This window comes from Streptomyces sp. NPDC030814, from assembly GCF_055572155.1.
In genome coordinates, this window is the sequence record NZ_JBVIDX010000014.1 from 36,924 (window position 1) to 61,731 (window position 24,808).

Annotated in this window: 23 protein-coding genes and 4 pseudogenes; 23 read left to right on the forward strand and 4 right to left on the reverse strand. The window is 68.9% G+C overall.

What is annotated here, in order from left to right:
• The first annotated feature begins 267 nt into the window (after positions 1–267).
• From ACZ43N_RS26810 to ACZ43N_RS26860, 11 genes are all read left to right on the forward strand, one after another.
• On the forward strand, positions 268–747 hold the full coding sequence (locus ACZ43N_RS26810; RefSeq protein WP_468101009.1) for an SRPBCC family protein: 480 nt from the start codon (positions 268–270) through the stop codon (positions 745–747).
• 55 nt (positions 748–802) lie between these two features.
• A complete protein-coding gene (locus ACZ43N_RS26815; RefSeq protein WP_468101010.1) occupies positions 803–2,062 on the forward strand; it encodes an aspartate aminotransferase family protein in 1,260 nt (419 codons plus the stop codon).
• A 43-nt stretch (positions 2,063–2,105) separates the two neighbouring features.
• Entirely contained in the window at positions 2,106–3,152 is a 1,047-nt protein-coding gene (locus ACZ43N_RS26820; protein WP_468101011.1) for an SDR family oxidoreductase, read from the forward strand.
• A gap of 24 nt (positions 3,153–3,176) precedes the next feature.
• Positions 3,177–3,632 carry a hypothetical protein gene (locus tag ACZ43N_RS26825; RefSeq protein WP_468101012.1) on the forward strand — a complete coding sequence of 152 codons (456 nt, stop codon included), beginning with the start codon at positions 3,177–3,179 and terminating at the stop codon, positions 3,630–3,632.
• Positions 3,629–4,606, forward strand: coding sequence for a bifunctional lysylphosphatidylglycerol flippase/synthetase MprF (locus ACZ43N_RS26830; protein WP_468101013.1), 978 nt, complete (start codon positions 3,629–3,631; stop codon positions 4,604–4,606). The genes ACZ43N_RS26825 and ACZ43N_RS26830 overlap by 4 nt, the downstream gene beginning before the upstream one ends.
• Positions 4,607–4,630: 24 nt before the next feature.
• Positions 4,631–5,581 carry a ferritin family protein gene (locus ACZ43N_RS26835; protein ID WP_468101014.1) on the forward strand — a complete coding sequence of 317 codons (951 nt, stop codon included), beginning with the start codon at positions 4,631–4,633 and terminating at the stop codon, positions 5,579–5,581.
• Complete coding sequence (locus ACZ43N_RS26840) at positions 5,578–6,492, forward strand: alpha/beta hydrolase family protein (RefSeq protein WP_468101015.1); 915 nt, start codon at positions 5,578–5,580, stop codon at positions 6,490–6,492. The genes ACZ43N_RS26835 and ACZ43N_RS26840 overlap by 4 nt, the downstream gene beginning before the upstream one ends.
• On the forward strand, positions 6,479–7,609 hold the full coding sequence (locus tag ACZ43N_RS26845) for an acyl-CoA dehydrogenase family protein (RefSeq protein ID WP_468101016.1): 1,131 nt from the start codon (positions 6,479–6,481) through the stop codon (positions 7,607–7,609). Before ACZ43N_RS26840 ends, ACZ43N_RS26845 begins: the two co-directional genes overlap by 14 nt.
• 55 nt (positions 7,610–7,664) lie before the next feature.
• On the forward strand, positions 7,665–8,144 hold the full coding sequence (locus tag ACZ43N_RS26850; protein WP_468101017.1) for a type II toxin-antitoxin system RatA family toxin: 480 nt from the start codon (positions 7,665–7,667) through the stop codon (positions 8,142–8,144).
• The gene (locus ACZ43N_RS26855) at positions 8,141–9,763 is read left to right on the forward strand and encodes an MFS transporter (RefSeq protein ID WP_468101018.1); all 1,623 of its coding nucleotides are present in this window, start codon (positions 8,141–8,143) and stop codon (positions 9,761–9,763) included. Before ACZ43N_RS26850 ends, ACZ43N_RS26855 begins: the two co-directional genes overlap by 4 nt.
• 136 nt (positions 9,764–9,899) lie before the next feature.
• Positions 9,900–10,427: a flavin reductase family protein gene (locus ACZ43N_RS26860; protein WP_468101020.1), complete on the forward strand. Its 528-nt coding sequence runs from the start codon at positions 9,900–9,902 to the stop codon at positions 10,425–10,427.
• Positions 10,428–10,694: 267 nt separating this feature from the next.
• Here ACZ43N_RS26860 and ACZ43N_RS26865 read toward each other — a convergent pair.
• Positions 10,695–10,879: pseudogene (locus ACZ43N_RS26865) on the reverse strand (mobilization protein); the annotation flags it as partial.
• Between the two features lie 22 nt (positions 10,880–10,901).
• On the opposite strand from ACZ43N_RS26865, the pseudogene ACZ43N_RS26870 reads away from it, so the two are divergent.
• Both ACZ43N_RS26870 and ACZ43N_RS26875 read left to right on the forward strand, forming a co-directional pair.
• Positions 10,902–11,628: pseudogene (locus ACZ43N_RS26870) on the forward strand (transposase); the annotation flags it as partial.
• A 33-nt stretch (positions 11,629–11,661) separates the two neighbouring features.
• Positions 11,662–11,871: a hypothetical protein gene (locus ACZ43N_RS26875; protein ID WP_468101021.1), complete on the forward strand. Its 210-nt coding sequence runs from the start codon at positions 11,662–11,664 to the stop codon at positions 11,869–11,871.
• A gap of 37 nt (positions 11,872–11,908) precedes the next feature.
• On the opposite strand, the gene ACZ43N_RS26880 is transcribed toward ACZ43N_RS26875, so the two are convergent.
• A complete protein-coding gene (locus ACZ43N_RS26880) occupies positions 11,909–12,778 on the reverse strand; it encodes a trypsin-like serine protease (RefSeq protein ID WP_468101022.1) in 870 nt (289 codons plus the stop codon).
• Between the two features lie 150 nt (positions 12,779–12,928).
• On the opposite strand from ACZ43N_RS26880, the pseudogene ACZ43N_RS26885 reads away from it, so the two are divergent.
• The 5 genes and pseudogenes from ACZ43N_RS26885 to ACZ43N_RS26905 all read left to right on the forward strand — a co-directional run.
• Positions 12,929–13,098: pseudogene (locus ACZ43N_RS26885) on the forward strand (helix-turn-helix domain-containing protein); the annotation flags it as partial.
• A gap of 496 nt (positions 13,099–13,594) precedes the next feature.
• Entirely contained in the window at positions 13,595–15,070 is a 1,476-nt protein-coding gene (locus tag ACZ43N_RS26890) for a condensation domain-containing protein (protein WP_468101024.1), read from the forward strand.
• Complete coding sequence (locus ACZ43N_RS26895; protein WP_468101025.1) at positions 15,064–16,515, forward strand: condensation domain-containing protein; 1,452 nt, start codon at positions 15,064–15,066, stop codon at positions 16,513–16,515. The genes ACZ43N_RS26890 and ACZ43N_RS26895 overlap by 7 nt, the downstream gene beginning before the upstream one ends.
• 12 nt (positions 16,516–16,527) lie before the next feature.
• Entirely contained in the window at positions 16,528–17,916 is a 1,389-nt protein-coding gene (locus tag ACZ43N_RS26900; protein ID WP_468101026.1) for a condensation domain-containing protein, read from the forward strand.
• Positions 17,917–18,476: 560 nt separating this feature from the next.
• Positions 18,477–19,418, forward strand: coding sequence for a nuclear transport factor 2 family protein (locus ACZ43N_RS26905; RefSeq protein ID WP_468101028.1), 942 nt, complete (start codon positions 18,477–18,479; stop codon positions 19,416–19,418).
• A 601-nt stretch (positions 19,419–20,019) separates the two neighbouring features.
• Here the strand turns inward: ACZ43N_RS26905 and ACZ43N_RS26910 are convergent.
• On the reverse strand, positions 20,020–20,865 hold the full coding sequence (locus ACZ43N_RS26910) for an NmrA family NAD(P)-binding protein (protein WP_468101029.1): 846 nt from the start codon (positions 20,863–20,865) through the stop codon (positions 20,020–20,022).
• Positions 20,866–20,929: 64 nt separating this feature from the next.
• Here ACZ43N_RS26910 and ACZ43N_RS26915 point away from each other — a divergent pair, with 64 nt between their 5' ends.
• Complete coding sequence (locus tag ACZ43N_RS26915) at positions 20,930–21,265, forward strand: winged helix-turn-helix transcriptional regulator (RefSeq protein ID WP_359764957.1); 336 nt, start codon at positions 20,930–20,932, stop codon at positions 21,263–21,265.
• Positions 21,266–21,295: 30 nt separating this feature from the next.
• On the opposite strand, the gene ACZ43N_RS26920 is transcribed toward ACZ43N_RS26915, so the two are convergent.
• A complete protein-coding gene (locus ACZ43N_RS26920; RefSeq protein WP_468101030.1) occupies positions 21,296–22,177 on the reverse strand; it encodes a radical SAM protein in 882 nt (293 codons plus the stop codon).
• 285 nt (positions 22,178–22,462) lie between these two features.
• Between ACZ43N_RS26920 and ACZ43N_RS26925 the strand changes: the two genes are divergently transcribed.
• The 4 genes and pseudogenes from ACZ43N_RS26925 to ACZ43N_RS26940 all read left to right on the forward strand — a co-directional run bounded on the left by ACZ43N_RS26925 (position 22,463) and on the right by ACZ43N_RS26940 (position 24,700).
• Positions 22,463–22,843, forward strand: coding sequence for a VOC family protein (locus ACZ43N_RS26925; RefSeq protein WP_468101031.1), 381 nt, complete (start codon positions 22,463–22,465; stop codon positions 22,841–22,843).
• A gap of 151 nt (positions 22,844–22,994) precedes the next feature.
• Entirely contained in the window at positions 22,995–23,777 is a 783-nt protein-coding gene (locus tag ACZ43N_RS26930) for an MBL fold metallo-hydrolase (RefSeq protein ID WP_468101032.1), read from the forward strand.
• Positions 23,778–23,803: 26 nt separating this feature from the next.
• Positions 23,804–24,199, forward strand: coding sequence for a nuclear transport factor 2 family protein (locus ACZ43N_RS26935; protein WP_468101033.1), 396 nt, complete (start codon positions 23,804–23,806; stop codon positions 24,197–24,199).
• 82 nt (positions 24,200–24,281) lie between these two features.
• Positions 24,282–24,700 (forward strand): annotated as a pseudogene (locus ACZ43N_RS26940) (PPOX class F420-dependent oxidoreductase).
• Positions 24,701–24,808 lie beyond the last annotated feature (108 nt).

Genomic DNA, 24,808 nt, shown 5'->3' on the forward strand with positions numbered 1-24,808 from the left:
CTCCAAAACGGTTTAAGGGATCCCCTAGTCCTCAAATCGCTTCTTGACTGTTCAAGCAACCTTGCTACGGTTGTCGTCGTGATCTCCACCGCAAGGACCACTCGTCGTCGGGATTCGAGTCAAGAATTCATGCGTTGGTGCGCTCGACTTTCCTTGCCTTATCGGCCTCATGCTTGCAGTATTTCATGAGCGTTCCTCGGTGAGCGAATCTGGTTGCTTCCTGAGTCAATCCAAGAACTGCATCTTCAGCATGCGTTTGGAGTATTGATGAACCACCCAGCGAGAGTCGAGGAGACGATTCTCGTCACGGCTTCCGCGGAGTCCGCCTACCGTGCGATGAGCAACGTCCGGCGCATGGGCGAGTGGAGCCCCGAGTGCGTGGGCGTCTGGTCCCGGAGTCAACGGTTCGAGCCAGGCACGCGGTTCATCGGCTGGAATCGCAAGCGCCTGTGGTTCTGGTTCACCTCGTGCACCGTCGTACGCGCCGAACACGCACGCGACTTCGCTTTCACGGTGAGCACGTTCGGGATGCCGGTCGCGCTGTGGGGCTACCGCTTCGAAGATCAGGACTCCGGCTGCCTGGTGACGGAGTACTGGGAAGACCTGCGAACCGGTCGTAGCGCTCCGGCCGCCAAGCTCCTCGGTCTGGTCTTCACGGGCACCCCGCCCAAGAGCCGCACCACGGTCAACCGGGAGGGCATGCGCGCCACGCTGGCCCGGTTCAAGGCGGTGATGGAACGAGCATGAGGCCTTGCCCGTGTGCCGTGAACAGCGAACCACCTTCCTGGAGACAAACGCCAGAATGAATACCTCCCTGTCAGCCGGCGCCCATTCCACCGACGATGCGATCGCCCTTCACCGCGCACACCTGAGCAAGGGGCGCAGCCAACTGGCCGCGATGTTCGGCAGTCTCGTCGAGCAGTCCGCGTCCGGCGCCCGGGTCACCACCTCCGATGGCCAGGAATTCCTCAACTGCGGTGGCTACGGGGTCTTCTTCACCGGAGCCGGGCACCCGCACATCGTTGCGGCCGTACAACAGCAGGCGGAGAAGCAGGCCCTTTCCACCCGTCTTTTCCTCGACCCCGTCGTCGGACTCGCCGCCCAGGCGCTGACTTCCGTCGCACCGGCCGGGCTCGAACGGGTCCACTTCTCCGGATCCGGTACCGAGGCCACGGAGACCGCCATCAAACTGGCCAGGGCCCACGGGAAGCGGCGGCTGATCTCGATGGAGAACGGCTATCACGGCAAGACCGTCGGAGCCCTGTCACTGACGGCGAAGTCCTTCTACCAGGATCCGTTCCGGCCGCTGCTGCCCGACGTGAACCACGTTCCCTTCGGTGACACCGCGGCGCTGGCCACAGCCCTCGCGGGTGGCGAAGGCGACGCCTGCGTCGTGCTGGAACCGGTACAGAGCGAGGCGGGCGTGATCATGCCGCCGCCCGGCTACCTGAAGGAAGTGGCGGACCTGTGCCGCAAGCACGACGCCTTCCTGGTGGTGGACGAGGTGATGACCGGACTGGGACGGCTGGGCGCCTGGTGGGGCTGCGATCTCGCGGAGGTGAGGCCGGACGTCCTGCTGATCGGGAAGGCCCTGTCCGGGGGCGTGGTTCCGGTGGCGGCCGCCCTGGCCACCCCCGAGGCGTTCGCGCCCTTCGACGCCGACCCCTTCCTGCACACGTCCACCTACTCCGGGGCACCGATCGCGATGGCCGCGGCACGCGCCACCATCGAGGTGATCCGTGACGAGCAACTGGTCGACCGAGCCGCCGAGACCGGCGCTCGGCTGCTGGAAGGCCTGCGCGCCATAGCCGCCGACCGGGCCCCGCAACTGGTCCGCGAGGTGCGCGGCGCCGGCCTGCTCATCGGCGTTGAACTCGTCGACGCCAGTCAGGCCGGGGAACTGCTGCTGGAGCTGGTCGACCGTCACGTGGTGGTCAACCACTCACTCAACGCGCACCCGGTCGTGCGCATCACCCCACCCGCCGTCATCGCCCCCGACGAAGAGACCCAACTGCTGGAGGCGGTGGACGGGGCACTGACGGCCATGGCGAAGAAGTTCTGAGTCCTTCCCACCAAGTCCAACCCACGCCTCGGAAAGACACGACATGGCAACGTCGAAGAAGACCGTCCTGCTCACCGGCGGCTCCGGAGTGCTCGGCACCGCGCTGATACCGCAGCTGCAGCATCATCGGGTGATCGCCCTGGCCCATCGAAATCTCCCCTCCGGCTGCGACCGGGTGGTGCACGCAGACGTATCCCAACCCCTGCTGGGCATGGACGACGCCACCTACCGCGAGCTCTGCGCCGAGGTGGACGTCGTGATCCACGCCGCGGGCATGGTGAAGTTCAGCAGCACCGCGGAGGAGATGGAAACCCTCAACGTGCAGGGCGCCCGCGGAATGTCGCAGTTCGCCCTCGACGCCGACGCACCCCTCATCCATGTCAGCACGGCCTACGTCGCGCGCGCGGAGGAGATCCGGGCGGCAGGCGGAGACCAGACCGGCCGGGCCGGCAGCAGCCCCTCGCTGTACGTGACCTCCAAGGTGGCCGGCGAGAAGATCGTCCGGGAGAGCGGCGCCCAGGCCGTGATCGTACGCCCGTCGATCATCATCGGCGACTCCGTCACCGGCGAGATCTCCGAGACGCAGGGGCTGCACACCTTCGCCCACAACGTCCTGCGCAACAGGCTGCCCTTCGTGCCCAGCGACCCCACGGGCTACGTCGACTTCGTCCCCCAGGACCTGGTGGCACGGGCCGTCGTGACGCTGCTGGACCAGGACGTGAGGGACGGGGAGTACTGGATCAGCAGTGGGGCCCACGCCCTGAACTCCGAGCGGCTGACCCAAGTGATCATCGAAGAGGCCGCCGCCCAGGGCATCACGGTCAACCCCCTGCGCGTCCTCGCCCCCGACATCGTGGAACGCCTGGTGCGCCCCGCGTTCTTCGACGTGGTGCCCGACTGGGCGAAGACACGGCTCGACCGGCTGCTGGACATGACCGCCGTGCTCTTCCACAAGCACCCGATCCCCAGCTCGCTGACGGAGATCCCCGGTTGTGAGGCCGCGGCGGACGTCAAGGCCAGCGAGAACGCCTGGCGGGCTTCCATCCGCCACATGATCCAGGACCGGTACAACGTCTACGCCACGGCCTGACCGTCCAGGTGTGGGAAGGAAACCATGAGCGCGGAGCAAGCCTTCGGGCACCCGCAGAACTACCTCACAACGCGGGCCGAGTACCTCGGCGTCTTCGCCGTGGCCGCCGTCGCCTTTCTGTGGCACTTGGACGAGGTGCGCTGGGGACCGGCGATCCTGCTGTTCGCCTACATCGACATCATCGGCTACATCCCGGGCCTGATCGCCTACACCCTGTCCAGGGACGGGCGGATCCACCCGGTGTTCCACATCCTGTACAACGTCATGCACACCTGGCTGTCGGCCGGCGCGGTGATCCTGCTGTGGGTCTGGCTGGTCGGGCCGGAGTGGGCCCTGCTGGTCGTCCCCCTGCACCTGTTCGGTGACCGCGGCCTGCTGGGCAACTACGCCAAACCGATCAGCGAGCCGTTCGAGCACTTCGAGACCGGCCGTCAGAAGGCCTTCCGTGCCGCCCAACAGGCGCAGGTGCAGCCCGTATGACGGCCACGCAGTCGGACGTGCTGGAGAGCATCTCAGCGCACGCCGACCACCCCAGCGGGTTCCTCGCCTACAACGACGGCGTGGAGCACTTCACCTCCGCGTCCGTGCCCGGCGTCGTCTCCTACCGGCGGCGCGGCTCGACGGTGTTCGTCTTCGGCGGGCCGTTCGCGCCCGCCGAACACCGCAGCGCGCTCCTGGCCGAGTTCCAGGAGCGGGTGGTGGGCGGTCGGCAGCGGCTGGTGGCCGTCCAGGTCCGAGCCGCGGACCTCGACGTGTTCGCCGGACGCGACTGGACGGTCAACCAACTGGGCAGCTCGTACAGCGTCGACCTGACACGCTTCTCGCTGAAGGGCAAGGCGCTGGCGAAGATCCGGCAGAACATGGCCAGGGCGAGACGGGAGAAGGTCTCGGTCCGTGAGGTGCCGCCCACCGACCCGCCGCCCGAACTGGACGAGATCGACCACAGATGGCTGCGCGACAAGGGCTGGCACGTCAAGCGCATGACGTTCCTCGTGGGCGAACGTACCGGCCGGGGCACCCCGCACCGGCGGCTGTTCGTCGCGGAGCGGGACGGGGCCGTGATCGGCTACGTCTCCTACTCGCCGGCGTACGGCAGCCGTCCCGGCTGGCTGTACGACCTGACCCGGCGCACCCCTGAGGCATCGGTCGGCACCATCGAGCTGATCAATTTCGCCGCCCTGCAGACGTTCACCGAGGAAGGAGCCGAGTGGCTCCACCTGGGACTGACCCCGTTCGCCGGGCTGGGCGACGAGCCCGCCAACGCCAGCCCGGTACTCAGCCGCATGGTGCGGCTGATCGCCGAGCGGGGCACCTTCGTCTATCCGGCACGGTCCCAGCAGGCGTTCAAGCTCAAATGGGCGCCGCACGTGATCGAACCCGAGTACGTGGCCTTCAGAGGCGGGCCCCGGCCCTCTTCCCTCTGGCAACTCTTCCGCATCACCAACGCAATCTGATCCGACGATCTCGAGGACCGCGAAATGACGACGAACATCGCACCCGAAGCGGACTGGGAACTGGCTCCCAACGTGCTGGAGGGGGCCCGCGAACTCAGGCTCACCCCCGAGCAGTGCGACCTGGACTACTGGATCGCCAACGTCGCCCAGGGCACGCTCACCGGGCTGGTCAACGGCCACCGCCCGGACGCCGTGACTCCCGACTACATGCTCAAGCCCGGCCCGCTGCGTGACGCGCTCCTCTTCGAGTTCTCCTTCCGCTCCATCGCCGAGGACAAGGCCGCACGCGCCATCACCTCCCTGGTGCAGAACGCCCCCGACGTGAAGTCCATGGAGTTCTACGCCACTCAGCTCATCGACGAGGCGCGGCATGCCCAGGCGTTCCGTGCCCACATGGTGGAAGTCGGCGTCCCGGAGGCGGAACTCGACGAGGTCATCGAGAAGTACGCGGGCGAGCACCAGCGCAACGTCCTCGACCCGCTGGAGGAGTTCGGCCTGGCGGTGATGAACGGGCCGCACGCCTTCGTCTCCGGGGTCGCCGTTCTGACCATCCTGGTCGAGGGGGTGCTGGCGCCCACCGGCGAACTCAGTGAGCACAAGTGGAAGATCGTCGACCCGGCGGCCGCGAGCGTGGAGCGCGGAGCGGGCATCGACGAGATCCGGCACCTGACCGTCGGCAGCGAGATCGTCAAGCGGCACCTGGAGCGTGACCCGTCACTCAAGGAGCACCTGGCGGACGTGGTCCGGCGCGGCAACGAGCTGTGGGCCGAACTGCCCGTGCTCGCGGTTCTGCAACGCCGGGAGGAGCTGTTCCAGGAGGGCATCCAGCAGATCGCCGACGTCATCGGCGACCACGAGATCTGGGCGGGCCGCCGGCTGCTGGACACCACTCCGGACGAAAGGATCGCCACCGCCCTGCAGTGGTCCGCCGAGACGCAGGTGACCCGCCTGGCGTACATGGGGATGGGCGAGTGAGTGATCCGTCCGAGCGTCCGGCGGCGGACACCGGGGCCGACCGGCTGACGGTGCCGCTGCCGGCCGGGGACCAGCTGGCGGTGCTGCACTGGCCGGGCCCGGTCGGCGCCCCGCTGGTGGTCGTGTGGCCCGCGCTCGGTGTTCGAGCGCGGTTCTACCGACGTTTCGCCGCCGCGCTGGCGGCGCACGGCCTGGGTGTGGCCGTCGCCGATCTGCGCGGGTACGGCGACAGCCGGCCCCGACCGGACTCCTCGGCCCGGTACGGCTACCACGAACTCGCGACCGTGGACTACCCGGCCGTGTTCGGCACCCTTCGCGAGAGGGCGCCGGGCAGCGCCGTGTTCCTGCTGGGCCACAGCATCGGCGGACAGATCGGACTGATGTACGCGGCCAGGAATCCGTCCGAGCTGGACGGCATACTGCTGGTCGCGGCGGGCACGCCGCACTTCCGCACCTATCCGGGGCTGACTGGGCTGATCCCGCTCCTGGGGACCAACACCGTCGCGGGAGTCGCCCGGCTGCGCGGCTACTGGCCCGGTGACGTCCTGCGCTTCGCGGGCCGTCAGTCCCGGGTGCTGGTCGGCGACTGGGCCCGGATGGCCCGCACCGGCCGCTACCGCCCTTCCGGCGCCGACGTCGACTACGAGCAGCTGATCGCCGACCTTCGCCTGCCGGTCCTTGCGGTGTCGGTCGGCAACGACCTGCTGGCCCCGCCCGGCGCGGTGGACGCCCTGTGCGGACTGTTGCCGGGCGCCGAGGTGTCCCGCTGGCACCACCCCGAACGACTCAGTCACACGGCCTGGGCCAACCGGCCCGAGCCGATCGCCAGGGAGATCGGCCGATGGGTCGACAGCACGCTCGCGGGCAAGCCCTGGCCCGGACCCGCAGGAGACAGTGATGCGGTTTCTTGAGCCAGAGCGCGAGACTCTGGAGATGTTCCTGCCCGGACTGGACGACCGGCTGGCGGCACTCCCACTGAAGGAACGGGAACGGCCGCAGGGGCCCGCACTGGCCCTGTTCAAGGAAGCCGGCGGCCCCGGCCTCGTGGTGCCCTCGGAGCACCGGGGCCTGGGGGCGAGCGCCGTGCAGGCCGTACGGCTGCAGCGGGCCGTGGCCTCGCGCAGCCCGTCCCTGGCGGTGGCCACCACCATGCACCACTTCTCGGTCGCGGGCCTGATCCAGGCGTATGAGGCCACCAAGGGCATGGAGTGGATGCTGCTCGAGGCCGTCGCCGACCAGAAGCTGCTGATGGCTTCCGGGTTCGCCGAGGGCAGGTCCGGGCAGTCGATCCTCGCGTCCTCCATCACGGCCAGGCAGGACGGCGACGACATCGTCCTCAACGGGGCCAAGAAGCCCTGCAGCCTGTCCGCGTCGATGGACCTGCTGACCGCGTCCGTGACGCTCGACACCGGCAACGGTCCGCAGCTGGCCGTGGCGCTGGTGTCCGCGTCGACCCCGGGTATCTCCGTGCACCCGTTCTGGGGTACCGCCGCGCTGGCGGGTGCCGAGAGCGACGAGGTGCGGCTGGAGGACGTCCGGGTGCCGGCGGACATGGTGGTCCGCACCGAGCTGGGCGAGGACGGCAGTCTGGACATGGTCCAGAACGTCGGCTTCATCTGGTTCGAGCTGATGATGGCGTCCTCTTATCTCGGCATGGCCAGCGCGTTGGCGGAACGGGTGCTGGCCCGCGACCGGACGGACGTCGCCGAGCGTGCCCGGATCCTGGTGGAGCTGGAATCCGCGATGGGTGCCATCGTCGGTGCCGCGTCGGCACTGGACGGCGACGGTCCCGTGGGACAGGCGGAGCTCCTGCAGTCGCTGGTGGTCCGGTTCTCGGTGCAGGACACGATCGACCGGGTGGTGCCCCGCTGTCTTGAGTCGCTCGGCGGCATGTCATACGTCTCCAGTGACGAGACGTCATATCTGGCCGCGTGTGCGGCCGCCCTGAAGTTCCACCCGCCGTCGCGCGCCTGGTCCAGCCAGGCGCTGTGCACGGCCTTCGCCGGCGGACCGCTGGTTCTCGGCTGACCCGGCCGCCGTTGGCCGATCCCATGGTGTTCGACTTTTCTGGAAGGAACCCGCAATGCCCTGCTTCATACGTGTCGAGGGACTGCTCGGCGACCGGGACGCGGACGAGGTCTTCGACCGCGTACGTGACTTCGAACGATACGCCCTCCACACCGATGCCGTGCGCGAGGTCACGGTGACCGCCGACGACGCCGGCACCGTCGATTCCGCCTGGGCGGTGAACTTCCGCGGCGGCGTCCTGCACTGGACCGAGCGGGATGTCGTCGACCCCGTCGCCCGGAACATCGCCTTCGAACAGCTCACCGGCGACTTCGCGCGGTTCGTCGGGACCTGGGACGTCCACCAGACCGGCGACGACGTGGTGGTGCTGTTCTCCTGCGAGTTCGACATGGGCATCCCCAGCCTCGAGCCGATCATCAACCCCGTCGCCATGCGTGCCCTCATCGACAGCATCGGGCTCATTCTGCGCGGTCTGCTGGGTGAGGACATCGAGCTCACCAGCAGTCACCGGGACACTGCGGTCGTCGGCTCGTGACGGTCCCCGAGGCGCCGCAGGGGCGCGGCCCCCGCGCGTTGCGCCTGGCCTTCATCTGCGCCGGCGTCGTCATGGTCTATCTCGACAGCACCGTCGTGGGGGTGGCTCTCCCCGACATGCAGGAGAAGATGGACATCGGCGTCTCGGACCTGCAGTGGGTGTTCGACATCTATGTCCTCACCTTCGCCTGTTTCCTGCTCACGGCCGGCACGCTCGGTGACGCCCTGGGGCGCGGCCGGGTCTTCCTCGTCGGCCTGACCGGCTTCACCGCCGCGTCGGTGGCCTGTGCGCTGGCCACCGGTATCGAGGCGCTGTTGGTGGCGAGGGCCGTGCAGGGCGTCTTCGGCGCTGTCATGATCACCGTGTCGCTTGCCCTGATCCGTCAGCTCTACACAGAGGAACGGGCGCGGGCCGCGGCGGTGGCGACCTGGGCCGGGGTGGGCGGTGTCGCCCTGGCCGCCGGTCCGATCGTCGGCGGGCTGCTGGTGGACGCGTACTCCTGGCAGAGCATCTTCTGGATCAACCTGCCGATCGGCGTACTGGCACTGGGTGCCCTGGCCATGTTGCTGCCGCTCGGCCCGGCCCGGCCCGAGTCGGGGGCGGCGTCCACCGGTCGCAAGGCCGACTGGATCGGTCAGCTGCTGTTCGTCACCGGCATCGGGGCGATGGCCTACGCCCTGATCGAGGCCGGCCCGCGGGGCTGGGGATCGCCACTGGTCGTCGGGCTCCTCGTCGGCTCGGTGCTGGTACTCGGCGGGTGCCTGCGGTGGGAGAGCCGGACCTCGCACCCCATGCTGCCGCTGGCCCTGCTGCGCCACCGGGTCGTGCTGATGACCTGCTCGGTGAACTTCTTCGGCTTCTTCGGCCTGTACGGGATCATCTTCTTGCTCACCCTGTTCCTCCAGCAGGTGAACGGGCTCACCCCCGTGCAGACAGGTCTACGGCTGCTGGCGCTGACCGCCTCCATCACGGTGGCGTCGCTGCTGGCGCCGGGAGTGGCTGCCCGGCTGGGCACCAGGACCGCCATCGTGGTCGGCTCCCTCGTGACGGTCGGCGGATTCGTCGGCCTGGTGCGCATGGAGGCCGACAGCGGTTTCGCGACGTACTGGTGGCCTCTGGTCCTGATCGGGACCGGCGTGTCCGTGGTCGGGGCGCCGGCCACGGTGGCCCTGCTGTCGGCGGTGCCGCCGCAACAGGCAGGCGTCGCCTCGGGGATGTCACAGACCTGCCGTCAGGTCGGGGCCGTCTTCGGTGTGGCCCTGTCCGGAAGCCTGGTCCAGCAGCGGCTGCAGTCAGGTCTGCCGGACGTGCTGGCCACGGTCCCGCTGCCGGACGCCGCGCGGCTGGAGCTGGCCGACGCCATCGAGCATGGGCAGTCGGGCGGCACCGACGCCCTGCCGGCCGACATCCGGCAGAGCGTGCTGCGCTCGGTGGGCGACCTGATGGCGGACGGGCTGCACACGGCGGTCCTGGTGGCGGCGGCGGGCGCGGCCCTGGGCGCCGTCGCGGCGGCCGTACTGCTGCGGCGACACGGCAACGCTACGACGGCGACACCCGGCGACGAGCCGGAGCCCGAGACGGGCCAACTCAGCTCGGATGCTTCTTCCTGGAGCCGATGAGCCTTTCCGGCCCGGGGCACGGGCCCATGGGGCCGAGGCCGGCCGCACGGCGGGAACATTCCCGTCGGCGGTCGGCGCATGCGATCAGACAGCCCGGCGGCCGGCGGCCGCTGCGATCCCCGAGGAGTGCACGGCGATGACCAGGCCCGTCGAGGTGACCGCCGAATCGGCCCAGGCGGATGACTTCCGCTCCCTGATGTCAGGTTTTCCCACCGGCGTCGTTGTCGTCACCACGTTCGACCTCGAAGGCAGCCCACGAGGCATGACCTGCTCCTCACTGTGCAGTGTGGCCCTGGACCCCCCGACGCTGCTGGTCTGCATGAGGCAGGGGAGCGCCACGCTCGGGGCCGTGGAGCAGCGCGGGACCTTCGCCGTCAACCTGCTGCACGGGGGCGCAAGGCCGGTGGCGGAGCTGTTCGCATCGGGCTCGCCGGACCGCTTCGACCGGGTGCTCTGGCAGGCCGGACCTGCGGCGGCCGGTCCGCATCTGCCGGACGCCGCCCGGACGGTGGCGGACTGCAAGGTGACAGGGACGAAGCAAGTGGGCGACCACCTCGTGGTGTTCGGCGAAGTCCTGGAGGTGACCTCGCACCACGCCGCTGCCGCACCACTGATGTACGGCTTGCGGCGGTACGCCACATGGCCCCCGGGCACACCGGAGTGATCCGACCGCGGACGGCAGTGCCTACCCGGCGATCCCGCTGGCCGGCCCTGGCCGTGCACGGCCGTGGGAGGAAGCCTTCGACCGCCTTGTGGTCTAGGAGTTCTGTCAGCCGGCTGCCCGGCAACGGCAGTGGTGGCCACGACCGATGCCAGCAGCTCGCCTCGGCGCCGGCGCGCCGCGACGCTTCCTGCCCATGGCTTCTCCGGGGCGTACGGCGCTTCGAGATCACCCCGCGGCCCCTTCCGGGCTTGCAGTTGCGCACCAGGGACCGTATTCCCCGCGGCCGGGCCCGGGCCCGCTGTGGACGAGATCGCGGGCGGCCTGGCGCAGGGCCCTGTCGTGCCCGCGCTCGGCCTGGATGGGAGAGCGGGTGGCCCGCTCGAACGCGACGGCTGCCTCCCTCAGTTGCCTCCTGCAGTTGTTGTACGGGTGTGGGCGGCGGAGGTCTTGGCGAAGCGCGTGGAGAACCTCGAGAGCTACACCTTGCAAGGGGTACGCAAGCTGCTGATCCGGCACGGCTTTTCCTGCCGGGTCCCGGCCAGACGTGCTGTCGAACGCGACGAGGAGCAGGTCACCGGCTGGGTGAAGGAGACCTGGCCGCAGGTGGAAGGGCCGCGGTGCGCTCGGGGCATGAATTGTCTTCGAGGACGAGTCCGGTTTCTCGATGACGCCGCCGGTTGCACGCACCTGGGCCCGACGCGGCCGCACGCCGGTGATCCGGGTCCGTGGCCGGTCCCGTCGGCGGATCTCGATAGCCGCGCTGGCCTGCTACAGACCCGGTCAACGCTCGCGTCTGATCTACCGGCCGCGCCGCGACGACGGACAGCGCGACGGACGCAAGAGCTTCGCCTGGACCGACTACCGGGACCTGCTCGTCACCCGTCCATCAGCAGCTCGGCGGCCCCATCGTGCTCATGTGTGGCAACCTCAACGTCCACCTCGCTTACGGGATGCGGCAGTTCATCGCCCGGTAGGACTGGCTGACCGTCCACCAGCTGCCCTCTATGCACCAGACCTCCACCCGGTCAAGGGCGCTTGGTCGCTGGTGCGGCGCGGCTGGTTGTCCAACATCGCCCTCACCACCCCCGAACACCTCATCCAGACGATTCGACACGGGATGAGGAAGATCCAGTACCGGCCCCACCTCATCGACGGATGCCTCGCCGGAACCGGACTATCCCTCACCCCAACGACTTCATGAGTTCAACCCCAGTAATGACAGGACTGGCAGGGCATGGGCGGCCCCACGCCTCGCGCCCTGGTCAAGGGGCCGCCCGTCTGTCTCAGCTCCATCGCGGCCGGCTGGGTCAACTCGACACGGCAGGCAGCACAACGGCGCTCGCAGCCCAGTCCGCCGAACTGCACCGTCACCGCCCGGGATCAGCCCGCCGTCGACCATGGCTCGTCCGAGCAGTGGTCGACGGCGGGCCCGGCGGCGCGGTGAGGCGCTGCGGAGGTGGCGGGCTTTGCCCGGCAGGGGGCTACGGCAGTTTCACGAACGGCGCCAGGAAGGCGCGGGCGCCCGGGGTGTCCAGGCGGTACGACACGTTCGTCGCGTAGCACGGGCCGTCGCCGGTGATCGTGGTGGCCGCGAGCACGTTACGGCCGCCGATCACGGCGAAGTTGGGGCCGCCGGAGTCGCCGTAGCAGGCGCCGCCGTTGCCCTGGGGTTCGGTCATCGCCAGGCGGACCCACGCGTCGTTGAGGGCATCGAAGGTGACAGGCGCCTTCATCCGGACACCGCCGCCGGGGTGGGTCTGGCCGCCGGGGCCGCGCTGGGCCTCCTGGGTGCCGTATCCGGCGACGAACCAGTCGGTGGAGTTCAGCGACTGTGCGAGCGCGCCGAGCTGGTTGGAGGTGGGCAGGGTGGCCGGGGTGAAGGTCCAGCGGGCCTTGACCTTGGTCGGGGGCAGCTCGATCACCGAGATGTCGTGCGGGTCGGACGCGGGCCCGGGGTAGTCGGGATGGCTGTGCGCGGTGCCCTGCACGGCGACGGTGCCTGCCTGCGCGGCCGGATCGCCGGGGTACTTCTTCGCGGCGGCGTCGAGGCCGGCCTGCACGTCCTGGTCCAGGGACACGTAGAACTTCACGTTGTCGGGCCAGTCGGTGGTGCAGTGCGCGGCGGTCAGGAACGTGTCCGCGTCGATCATGGTGCCGGAGCAGACCCAGTCGACCCGGTCGGGTGTCGTGGGGTCGCCGTCGTTGTCCCAGGTCGCGACGAGCGCGCCGACCTCGGTGCGCTCGGGTGCGGGTGTCGCGTTGTACGAGTTGATGGCCGAGGACGGCAGCGCGGTGGCGAGCACGGCGGCACAGGCCGCGGCGGTGACGGCGGAGGCGCGTAGGGCGGTCAAGAGAAACCCTTCTACTGACGGGACGGGTGTTCTCCTGTGGGGGGAGCAGCAGCGCCAGTGAAGCGCTCTGAAGGCGGCAGCGACAAGAGCACGCCCGCCTATCCAGGGTCTTCCCTATGTACTGTCCGCCTCCGCGACCGGCCGTGGTGTCGCGCAGGTGCGGACGCGGTCCGCAGGGGCCGGCCGTGGAACCTTCCGCTGGAGGACGGACGCTGCTGGTCGCCGCCTACTGGCGCACCAACCTCACGATGCGGCAGCTGCCCCGCTGTTCGGGGTGTCGTGCCTCACCCCGTCACCCCGTCACCCCGTCACTCGGTCCGGGTCAGCCCGCCGGGCTCCGCAGGCCGTTCACAGGGACGCCGCAGGTCCCCGACGCCGGACATCATTCCGTGCGTCCCGACATTCGCGACTGAACACCCACCCTTATTCGCCGACATGAAGGCGTCCGAGCAGTCGACCCAAATTCGAGCCGCCCCGCGACCCATCGGCCGACGAACTCCTCCGGTATGCCGCACATCATGACCAAAAATCGCTCCCCATGCGCGTCCGCCAGCGGAATTCCCGAGTGCGAAATCCCTTTCGGACCTACCGCAAATGACCGGTGAACACCTCATAAATCACCCCTTGCAAATTACACCGACTGCTGAGTAACATTCCGTCCCGGCTGCTGAACGCATTCCGACTCAGTGAAATATTGCCGCCATGTTAACGGCGGAAGTCACACAATGACGCCCGCCCGGACAATCGACTGCTCTTTACGCTCACGTCACCCCACATCGTTTACGAGCGACAGGCAGACACGTGAAATTCATCGATATGCACGACCTTGATGTCCTGCCAGGACTGCTCACCGTCTGGCGACCTGCGCCCGCAGGACCGCACTCGACCCCCTGGATACCGGATCCACGACCGGCGTCGTACCTCCAGGAGGCGCACATCAGGGAAGCACGCATCAACGGCCCCGGCCCGCGCCCACCCTCCTGGCTGGCGACCGTCTTCGAACTGCCCGGGGAACTGAACGCCGGGGCGCTGGAGCGGGCACTGCTCGGCTGGATCGACCGGCACGAATCGCTGCGCAGCCGACTGCTCCCCCACAGCGGGCCCGGTGCCGGGCCCAGGGGCGGTCGGGTGAGCCGGGCGACGCTGCGGGCGGGGACGGTTGCCATGCTGCCTACCGTCGTCGGTGACTTTCCGAGCGGCGACGAACTCTCACACCGTATCGAGGCATTGTTCGACCAGGAGACGGATCCGCTCACCTGGCCGTCGTTCGTCTTCGCCACTGTCGGACACACCGACACCGAATCCACCACGCTCTATGTGGGCTTCGACCACTCCAACGTGGACGGCTACTCCATCTTTCTCATCGCACACGAGATCCGTGAGCTGTACGCGGCAGCGTTGCGGGGCAGGCCTGCGGAACTGGCCGAGGTGGGGAGCTTTCTCGACTTCGCCGGGAGCGAGCGGGCGGGCGCGGCTCTGGTGCACAGCGAGCATGAGGCGGTCGCCGGGTGGCGCGACTTCGTCGCGACGAACGGCGGGGAGTTGCCGGGCTTCCCGGCTCCGCCGGGAACACCGGCGAGCGGTACCGGGGTCGTCGGCGACGTCACCGGTCAGGGCCTGGGCCACGGACACGTCGGGGCCCAGGCCCAGGCCGGCGGCTGCGAGTGGCTCCTCGACGCGCAGGGGGCACAGGCCTTCCAGGACGCCTGCGTCAGGAAGGGCGGGAACTTCTTCTCCGGGGCGCTCGCGTGCCTGGCGATCGTGGCGCACGAGAACACGGGGCAGCAGCAGTTCCGTGCGATCGCACCCTTCCACACCCGGACCGATCCGCAGTGGGCCCAGTCGGTCGGCTGGTACGTCGGACTGGCGCCGGTCGGATTCGCGGTGCGCGGCACCGACGCCTTCCGTGAAGTGATGGCGGAAGCCGGCCTGGCGTTGAAACGCGCGAAACCCCTGGCGACTGTGCCGCTTCCCCGTATCACCGAATTACTCGGGATGCCACTCGAACCACGGTTCATGGTCTCGTACATGGATATACGCAGCACTCCGGGTGCGGAACAGTGGGGCGAATGGCGGGCGTTCGCGCTGCGCAGCCGCCGGATACATCCCCACGAAGTGTTCCTCTGGATCATGCGCTCACGCCACGGCGTCTACCTGAGTTTCCGATACCCAGACAGCGAGGGCATCAGAACCGCCGTTCCACGCTATATCGAACAGACCGGATGGCTCATGGAACAGATCGCCAATGAAGGCAGTGAAGACTGTCGAGGAAAGGAATCCGCAACATGCTGATGACACCGATTCTCGAATACGCTCCGGAACCCGGTGAACTGGTCGAATTCCGGGTACCCGCTGCGGTACTGGCGGCCACCGCCACGGCGCCCGAGCACCCGGCCCCGCCGTCCTATGTGCAGGAGAACCACATCTGGCGGCGGCTGGCCAACCAGATCACGGGCAAACGGCACTCGGGGTGGCTGGGCATCGTGTTCGACGTGCCCGGCAGACTCGACACCGGGGCGATGGCGACGGCGCTGGACAAGTGGGTGCGTCGCCATCCCACGCTGCTGACCTGGTTCGACGTGGAAACGGTCGCAACGGGGGCGGATACCCTTCCACGCCTGCGGCGCCATGCGCTCAACCCGGAGACGGAAACGTTGTCACCCCTGTTGGAGCCGGTCTCCCTCGGCTCGTACGGCTCGGGGTCCGCCGTCCGCGACCACCTGGTGAAGCTGTTCGACAACGGCACAGACCCGCTGCGCTGGCCGCCGTTCGTCGCCGGCGCCGTCGTACGGGACGACGGGACCGCGTCCACGGTGTTCTTCGCCGTCGACCACACCCACTCCGACGGGTTCTCGGTCGTGCTGGTATTCGACGAACTGCGCACGCTGTACGAGGCCGAACTGAGCGGAATCGAAGCGGAGTTGCCCGCCGCCGGCAGCTATGTCGACTACTGCGCCCTCGACCGCGAACGGTCCGCGGCGATCACCGTGGACTCGCCCGAAGTACGCCGCTGGCTGGAGTTCTACCTGGCCGGGCCGCCGCCCACGTTCCCGCTGGACATCGGAGTGAAGCCGGGGAAGACGTACCCCAGCATCCCGATCGAGATGGATCTGCTGGATACCGCGGAGGCCGAGGCGTTCTCCAAGGCGTGCAAGGCGCACGGGGCCGGTTTCTCGGCCGGGCTGCTGGCGGCCCTGGCCCTCAGCGGGTACGAACTCGGTGGCCATGAGTCCTACCGGGGGCTGACCGTCGTCCATACCCGGGACGAAGCACGCTGGCAGTACACCCAGGGTTGGTTCATCAATCTGGCGCCGATCGAATTCCCGGTCGGTGAGCGCCCGTTCAGCCAGGTCGTGGGCGATGCGCAGCGGGCCTTCGAAGGAGCGCGGGAACTGGCGAGGGTGTCGCCTCTGCGGGTGGCGGAACTGATGCCGGGGCTGTCCGCCACCGTGCAGTCGGACGCCGCGGCCGTGCCGCCCATGACCTCGTACATCGATGTGCGGCACGCGCCCGGGTCGAAGGACTGGGCAGCGGCCAACTGCAACGCGCTGGTGGGGCCCGGGGACAGCAGGGAGGTACCTGTCTGGGTGAACCGGCTGTGGGGCCGCACCTATCTGAAGACGAGGTATCCGGACACCGAGGCCGCCCGGGTCAATGTGCCGCGGTTCTTCGGACATCTGCGGGACGTGCTTCGCGAGATCGCGGGCACTGGCGAATACGGCACGGACAGGGCCTGATTCACCGTGCACGTGACCACGATCGACCGTTTCGTCCCCGCGCCCGGCCGGGTCGTGGAGTTCGCGACGTCCGCCGCGACCCTGGCCGTGGCGGAAGGCGCTCCCGCCTCCCCCGTACCGCCGTCCTTCAACCAGCGGTTCCACCTGGCGGGGGCCCCGGGCCACTGGCTGGCGTGCGCCTTCGACATCAGGGGGCCAGTCGACACGGAGGCCCTGCGCACGGCCTTCGAGACCTTCGCGGGCCGGCACGAGACGCTGCGCAGTGGGTTCCGTTCGGCCGGGTCCGCGGGACCCGATCGGTTCGTACTGCCCGCCGAGAAGCTTGAGCTGGTGATGGTGCGCGACGGTGAGACGTACGCGACCGCCGAAGAGCTGCGTACATGGCTCAGGAACCGTCTGGCGGCCAACTGTCGCCCGATGTCCTGGCCCTCCTATCTCTTCGCGGCGATCCTGCGCCCCGACGGCGGCACCGTCGTCTGCGGCTTCGACCACTGCGACGCCGACGGTTACTCGCTGGCGGTGGCGGTGCACGAACTGCACGAGCTCTACACCGGCCGCCCGGTGTCGTCTCTTCCGCCCACGGGCAGTTTCGTGGACTACTGCGCCCTCGAACAGGAGCAGTCTTCAAGCTCTCCCCGGGACTTCGCCGACCCCCTCGTCCAGTCCTGGTCGTCCTTCTTCGCCGACTGCGCCGGCACCACCCCGTCGTTCCCGCTCCCGCTGGGCATGCCACCCGGCGAACGGGCCCCGCAGGGCACCGATGTCCGTCTGCTCCTGGACTCCGACGCCACCGACGAGTTCGAACGCCGCTGCCGAGCGGCCGGAGGCAGCGTCTTCACCGGCCTGCTCACCGCCCTCGGCCTGGCCGCACACCGGCTCGGCGCGGACAAGGTGATCAGGCTGCTCGTCCCGCTCCACACGCGCCATGAGGAGCGGTGGCAGCACGCGATGGGCTGGTTCACCACCGTCGCCCCGCTCACTCTCGACGTCAGTGACGCGACCGACCCCGCCGAAGGGTCGTCGCGGACCCGGGCCGCGTTCCGCAAGGCCCGCGCCCTGGCCGAACTACCGGTCGCGCAGGTCCTCCCGGCCCTTGGCGACAGCTTCCGGCGCACCCGGACCGACGTCTTCATGGCCTCCTACATCGACTACCGCCGCTTCTCCGGCTCCGCCACCCACCTCGCCCGCCGGGCCCACCACATCAGCAGCGTGACGGTGGCCGACGACGCCCAGTTCTGGTTCTCCCGCACCCATGAGGGCCTCTTCCTGCGCTCCCGCTATCCCGCGACGGCGGCGGCGGAACCGATCGTCCTGTCCTTCGCCGACGCGGTGGGGGTACTGCTGGGGAGGCGCTCCACTCCGTCGCGCGGTCGGCGTAGTGAACCGACTGCCGGAAGGTGATCTCGAACCCTTCACGCCCTCCGGCTACGGGTTCGACACCTTCGACCTCACCGTTGATCGGGTCGTCGACCCGGACCTGACCAGTTGGCGGTGAGCCAAAGGGGCCATGGGGTGATCCCGAAGCCGTCATCGTCGTGGTGACCGTCGTGACCTGAAGGATCCCCGACGTCAGCGGCGGCTGCGCTGCTACACCCTGGTCAACTGCGAGGACCCGGATGGCGAGCCGATCGTGCACGTCACCACGCGGCGGGCGGGCACCGTCTGGCGCGACGTCGGCCGCGGCCCGGAGCTATCTCCTGGGAAGAGACCCCCGAGTGGCAGCGCCACGGATGGGGAGGGCCTGCTCGACGCGGCAAGCCAGTCAGCAGGCATTCGTATCACGCCAGTTGTTCGTCCCTCCTTGCGGCTTCCGACTCAGGACGCCAGCCAACGGCGTCGAGTGCGCTTCAGGCGAGGGGGCTTGAGGAGCCCGAGAGAGTTGACACTAACTCACGGTTAGTGCTTTCCTGTAGGAAGCGTAAGCTTGAAGTTTCAATATCTATCTGTGTTCGGAGAGCCACATGCCCCCCACTGCCAGCTCTGTCCGCAGGGCCCTTGTCGCCTTCGTCGCCTCCACCGCCGTGCTGGGTGCCGCCGCCGTTCCGGCCCTCGCGGCGCCGCGCGCCGCGTCGGCGGGTCACGCCGGCCACGGCGCCCAGGGTGATTCCGCCCGCCTCGGATACCAGAAGGACGTCGCCGCCCGTGTCCTCAAGGGCGTGTTCGAGCGCGGGGACACCGCGGTCGTCGACCGTTTCGTACGGCCGGACTACATCCAGCACAACCCGCAAGCGCCGAACGGCGCGGAGACGCTGAAGAACCTCGGCGTCGCGCTGCACCAGCAGTTCCCCGACGCCACGTACGACATCAAGCGGGTGATATCGGAGGGCGACCTCGTCCTCGTGCATTCGAACGTCGTCCTCACGCCGGGCACGCGGGGCACCGCCGTCTTCGACATCTTCCGCTTCCAGGGCGGGAAGATCGCCGAGCACTGGGACGTCGGCCAGGACGTGCCGGAGAAGCCCGCCGACGGCAACGACATGTTCTCCACGGTGAGTTGGCCGCGGACGGAGCGGCCGGGGCCGGGCTTTCTCACCGCGTACAACAAGAAGCTGGTGACGACCGCGTTCGATGAGTTGTTGGTGAAGAAGGACCTGTCGGCGCTCGACCGGTACTGGAGTCCCGAGTACGAGCAGCACAACCCGAACATCCCGAACGGCGTGGACGGTGCGAAGGCGGGCCTGGGCGGGTACTTCAAGCAGTTCCCGCAGCTGACGGTCACGCCGAAGCGGGTCATCGCCGAGGGTGATCTGGTCGCCGTCCACAGCCACTACGTGAACGCGCCGGGGGAGCGGGGGCAGGCGATCGTGGATCTGTTCCGGGTGCGGGGCGGGAAGATCGTCGAGCACTGGGATGTCATCCAGGACGTGCCGGCGACTTCGGCGAACGACAACGGGATGTTCTAGGCCCTGAGTCGTCAATTCGTGTGCAGTATGCGGCAAGGGCGTCGAGGATGTCGTCAGCCGTCTGCGGCCAGCAGTCCTGGGCGGCGGCGTCAGCCGAGGCGCCACTGCTGGTTGCTGCCGCCGTCGCCGTCCCATACGCGACTTCGCCCAGGGCACCGGCGCAAAGGCTCCGGACCGAACATGGTCCGGGGCCTTTGGCGTCACGGCGATCGCTAGGTGACCCCCAAGGCCTTCTCCAACGCCGTCCTGCGTACCGTCGCCCGCTTCTGCCGGACCGCCGACGAAGCCATCACCCGCCACCACGTGCCCCAGCTGCGAGGCTTTGAGGACACCGACGGGAGTCTCGTAGGCGGCAACGGTCCACGCTGTTTCGTGGGGGTGGGTGTCGTGGACGCGTTCGATGCGCAGGGTCTGCGATTCGTGGATGGCATGGGTCGTTTCGTCCGACCAGGTCCGTTCCCTGTCAAGTTCAGCGTGTTGAAGTTGAGGCGGGTCCCAGCGCGGGCGGTCGGCAGTACTTGAAGGCTTGGCAGGCCGTCCGCCGAAGACGGCGGCACTGCCAAGCCTTGGCGAACTGGGCGGGAGCTGACAGAGGTTGTGGTCAGAGGCCGATGTCGGCCAGCCACTGGCTTGTGGTCCGGGGGGTGACTCCCAGCAGCTTCTGGGCGGAGGTCTCCGGCGTGATCGAGCGGCCGGGCATGGCGCTCATCGCCTGGTAGGCGCCTGCGATGTCAGCGGCGGCGCTCTCCCCGATCAGGGGAGTCATTGAGGTGCGGAACTCCTCGGCGGTGATTTGGTCGAAGACCACGTCCCGTCCGAGTCGGGCACCGAACGCCTCGGCCAGATCCGGTCCGGTGATAGCCGGGTACTGGCCGACGGAGACCACGCCGGTGACGTCCGTGCGGTCGAGCAGGGCGACGACGGCGTCGGCGATGTCCAGGTGGGAGGCCCAGGAGACGGGGAAGTCGGCCCGGATCGGGTAGGGCAGTACGCCACGTTCGCGGATCGAGCCGATGACGTGCGGCATGAGCAGGTTCTCGAGGTAGAGCTCGGGCGCGATGACCGAGTGGGACACGCCGCTGTCGGCCAGGCCGGCGGCCAGGGTCGCGGCGGCACCGCCGATGGCGGGATCGATGGGGAAGCCGCTGGTGGAAAAGACGACGCGGTCCGGCCGGGCCTCGCGGACGGCGGTGAGGATGTTGTGCGCGTAGGTCTGTCGGTCCTCCTCCGGGGCCACTGGCAGATGGACGAAGACCCCCTCGGCGTCTCGGTAGGCGTTGGTCAGGTCGGCGGCGGAGGAGTAGTCGGCGGCCACGACGCGCTGCGCGCCGGGCACGACGGCGTGGGGGATGCGGGTCAGTGCCGTCACGGTCTTGCCCGCGGCGGCGAGAGCGGCGACGACGGGAGCACCCTGGGCGCCGGTGGCGCCATGAATCACGTAGGTCATGGCGCTATTAGTGCATGCGATGCACCAGTTACATCAACTGCACTAATGGGGTACGGTCGAGATTGTGACTGATCCCTGTCTGCCCGAGTGCGGTGTCGCCCGGTTCCTCACGCTGCTCAACGGACCGTGGGCCACTTTGATCGTGCGCGAACTGCTCCACGGCCCTCACCGGTTCAACCAGCTGCGCGAGGCCCTGCCCGGCATCAGCCCGCACACTCTGACCAGTCGGCTGCGTCAGTTCGAGCGGCACGGCATCGTCACCCGCACGACCTACGCGGAGATCCCGCCGCGCGTCGAGTACGCGCTGACCCCTCTCGGCGAGGGGCTGCGCGAGGTCCTGGAGGCCATGGGGACCTGGGCCATGGCGGTGCCCGACCCCGAGCCCGGCGTCACCGCCTGACCTACGCCTGGGGCGGCGACCCGGTTATGGTCATGTCGAGGATGCGAGCCTCTGCCGTAGGGCGTCGTTGTCGTCGTGGTGGACGACCTCCTCGAAGCGCAGCCGCAGCCCGTGCTTGTCCAGCAGCTCCGCCACGATCGCGTCGAGCTGTTCGCGGTGCTCTTTCGTCTGCGCCTGAACGTACGCCTCGCGGACCTCTTCGGACTCGTCGGCGAGGACCTGGTCCATGCGCTCGCGGATGTAGCGCTTGAGGTTGATGTGCTCCATGAACACCTCACCGACTCCCGTCTCGACGAGCTGCCCGAACAGGTCGTCCAGAAGCTCGGGCTGGGTGGCGAAGTGGGGCAGGAGCGGGCCGACGAAGGCGTAGGTGGGGATGCCGGCCTCTTTCAGTTCGGCCAGGGTGCGCAGGCGGCGGGAGGCGAGCGGGGCGCGGACCTCCAGCCAGCGGCTGACCTTGTCGTCGGTGGTGGTCACCGTCATGCCGACCTCGGCGCGCGGCAGACTGGTGAGCAGGTCGATGTCGCGGGTGACGACGGGTGACTTGGTCAGGATGCGCACCAGGCCCGGGTACTCGACCGCTTGCAGTTCGCGCAGGATGCCGCGGGTGAGCCGGTACTTCGTCTCGTGGCCCTGGTAGGGGTCGGTGACCGAGCTGAGCAGCATCGTGCCCCGCCGCTTGTCCTGCGGCATCTTCGCCAGCTCCTTGCGGGCGAGCTCGACCGCGTTCTTCTTCACGTACAGGTAGTCGCCCCATTCCTTGACGGACCGGCCGAACTGGCGGCCGGCGAAGCTGGCGAAGCAGTAGGCGCAGCCCAGCACGCAGCCGGTGTAGGGGTTGATGACGTAGTCGTTCGACGGGGTCTTCGACTTCTGGATCAGGGTCTTCGCCTCGATCTCGATCGGCTCCATGACGTGCTTCCTTCCTGCGGCCCGGCCGTCCGTGTCCGACGTGCCGGGGTCCTGTGATGTCCGAGGGCCGGTAGACCGCAGACCACCGAACCCGTACACGCGGAACAATAATCTTCAGAAGTTGCTTCCATGGAATGTAAATGATTTGCTGGACGCCAGCCCGGTCGGGAGCTCGTCATCCCCGCCGAACCCCCGCGAGCCCCCCGGTGCGATGGCCGCCGCCTGGATTCGGTCGGCCTCAGAGAGTCACATTTCTCCCTTCTGGGAGGGTTAGGAGTGCCTGTCATGACCGTTCCTGCCTTCAACTCGGTCGCCTGGTTCGAGTTCGGCACCGACGAGCCCGAGAAGGTCAAGGAGTTCTACGGCGAGCTCTTCGACTGGAAGTACGCCCTCAACACCAACACCCCCGGCGTGACCTACCACTCTGTGATGACGCCGGGCGCCGGGCAGCCGACCGGTGGCGTGTGGGAGTCGGAGGGCAACTTCCCCAACTACGCGATCTTCTACGTCCTGGTCCAGGACGTCGCCGCGACTGTCGAGCGCGCCCGGGAACTCGGCGCCACGGTCCTCATGGAGCCGGTCTCCGACTCCGCGGGCCTCACCTTCGCCCGACTGGAGGACACCGCCGGCAACCACTTCGGCGTCTTTTCTCTGCCCGCCCCGTAAGCCCGACCATGAGCCGGCGGCCACCCTGGGTCAACCGTATCTCCAGGGAGCGCGCGGCCCCGTGACCCGTGCCTCTTCGGCCCTGCCTCCCCGCCGGAGCGTGCGGCAGGGCCTCCTCGTACCACCGTTCCCCCGACCGAGAGGGTTCCCGATGTCCGGCGCCAGCGTCACCAGCGAGAGAATTCCCGCCCACGTCTACGGCGGCCCCACCGTCCTGTTCGAATACGGCGGACTCAGGTTCGTCACCGACCCGACCTTCGACCCGCCCGGCGAGTACCCCATGCCCCTCCCGGGCGGCCACAAGCTCGTCAAGACCGAACCTTCGCCGGTCACCGCCGCCGACCTCGGCCGCGTCGACGCCGTCCTGCTCTCCCACGACGAGCACGACGACAACCTCGACAACGCCGGCCGTGCCCTGCTGGCCGAGGTGCCGGTCGTCCTCACCACCGAGAGCGGCGCCGGCCGCCTGGGCGGCAACGCTCGCGGCCTCGCTTTCTGGCAGAGTGCCGAGCTCAAGCGGCCTGACGGCGGCACGGTGACCGTCACCGGCGTGCCTGCCCGGCACGGGCCCGTGGGCTGCGAGCCGATCACCGGTGACGTCATCGGCTTCATGCTCACCTCCGACGACCTGCCCTCGGTCTACGTCAGCGGCGACAACGCCGCCCTGGAGCACGTCAAGGAGATCGCCGAGAGGTTCGCACCCGTCGACACCGCGATCCTCTTCCTCGGCGGCGCCCGCATGCCCTTCGCTTTCGACGGCGCACTGCTCACCCTCGACAGCGCCCTGGGCGCCGAGGCCGCAAGGACACTCGGCGCCCGGCGCATCGTCCCCGCGCACTACGACAGCTGGGCCCACTTCCAGGAAGGCCGCGCCGAGATACAGGCGGCCTTCACCGAGGCCGGCCTTGCCGACCGCCTCGACTTCGCCCGATGACCCCGACCGAACCCATGGAGACCACGATGACCACTGCCAACCTCGACCTGGCCCGCACCTACTTCCAGGCCGTGCAGACCGGCGACATGGCCGCCCTCGGCGGCCTCCTCGACGAGCAGATCGTCTGGCACCAGCCCGGCGCCAACCAGTTCTCCGGCGAGCACAAGGGGCAGGGCGCCGTCTTCCAGATGCTCGGCGGCATGATGGAGGCCAGCCAGGGCACCTTCGCCATCGACAAGATCCACTCCCTGATGGGCAACGGCGACCTGGTCACCGCCACCATCCACTTCACCGGCCGCCGCGGTGACGCGTCCATGGCCATGGACGGCGTGGACCTCCTGCGCATCCAGAACGGCAAGATCACCGAGATGTGGCTCTTCTCCGGCGACCAGAACGCCGAAGACGCCTTCTGGGGCAACTGACACCCACTTCGCCGTTCCGAGGCCGGGCCGGCCCCGGAACGGCGAACAGCCCCACCGGAGCGAAAGGCATCGCATACGGAAGATGACCGAGGAGCAGTGGCGGGCTTTCGTCACGCACGGCACCAGCACCGGCAAGCTGTCGACCGTCCGGGCCGACGGCAGCCCGCACGTCACACCGGTCTGGTTCCTCCTCGACGGCGACGACATCGTGCTCACCACCGAGAAGGACGGCGTCAAGGGCCGCAACCTCACCCGCGACGGGCGCTTCGCCCTCTGCGTCGACGACGACCACCCCCCCCATACGCGTTCGTCATCCTCCAAGGACACGCCGAGACCTCCGCGGACCCCGACGAGCCGCTGCACTGGGGCGGCCTCCTCGGCGCACGTTACATGGGCGAAGACCGCACCCAGGAGTACGCCGCCCGCAACGGCGGCCCCGGCAACCTCCTCATCCGCGCCCACATCGACAAAGTCATCGCTTTCAACGGCATCGCCGACTGAACGAGCGGGGGGGGGGGGGGGGGGGGGGGGGGGGGGGGGGGGGGGGGGGGGGGGGTGTCCCGCGGCCCGGCACTGCCCCCTGCCACCTTGCTGCTCTTGCTCCCCCCA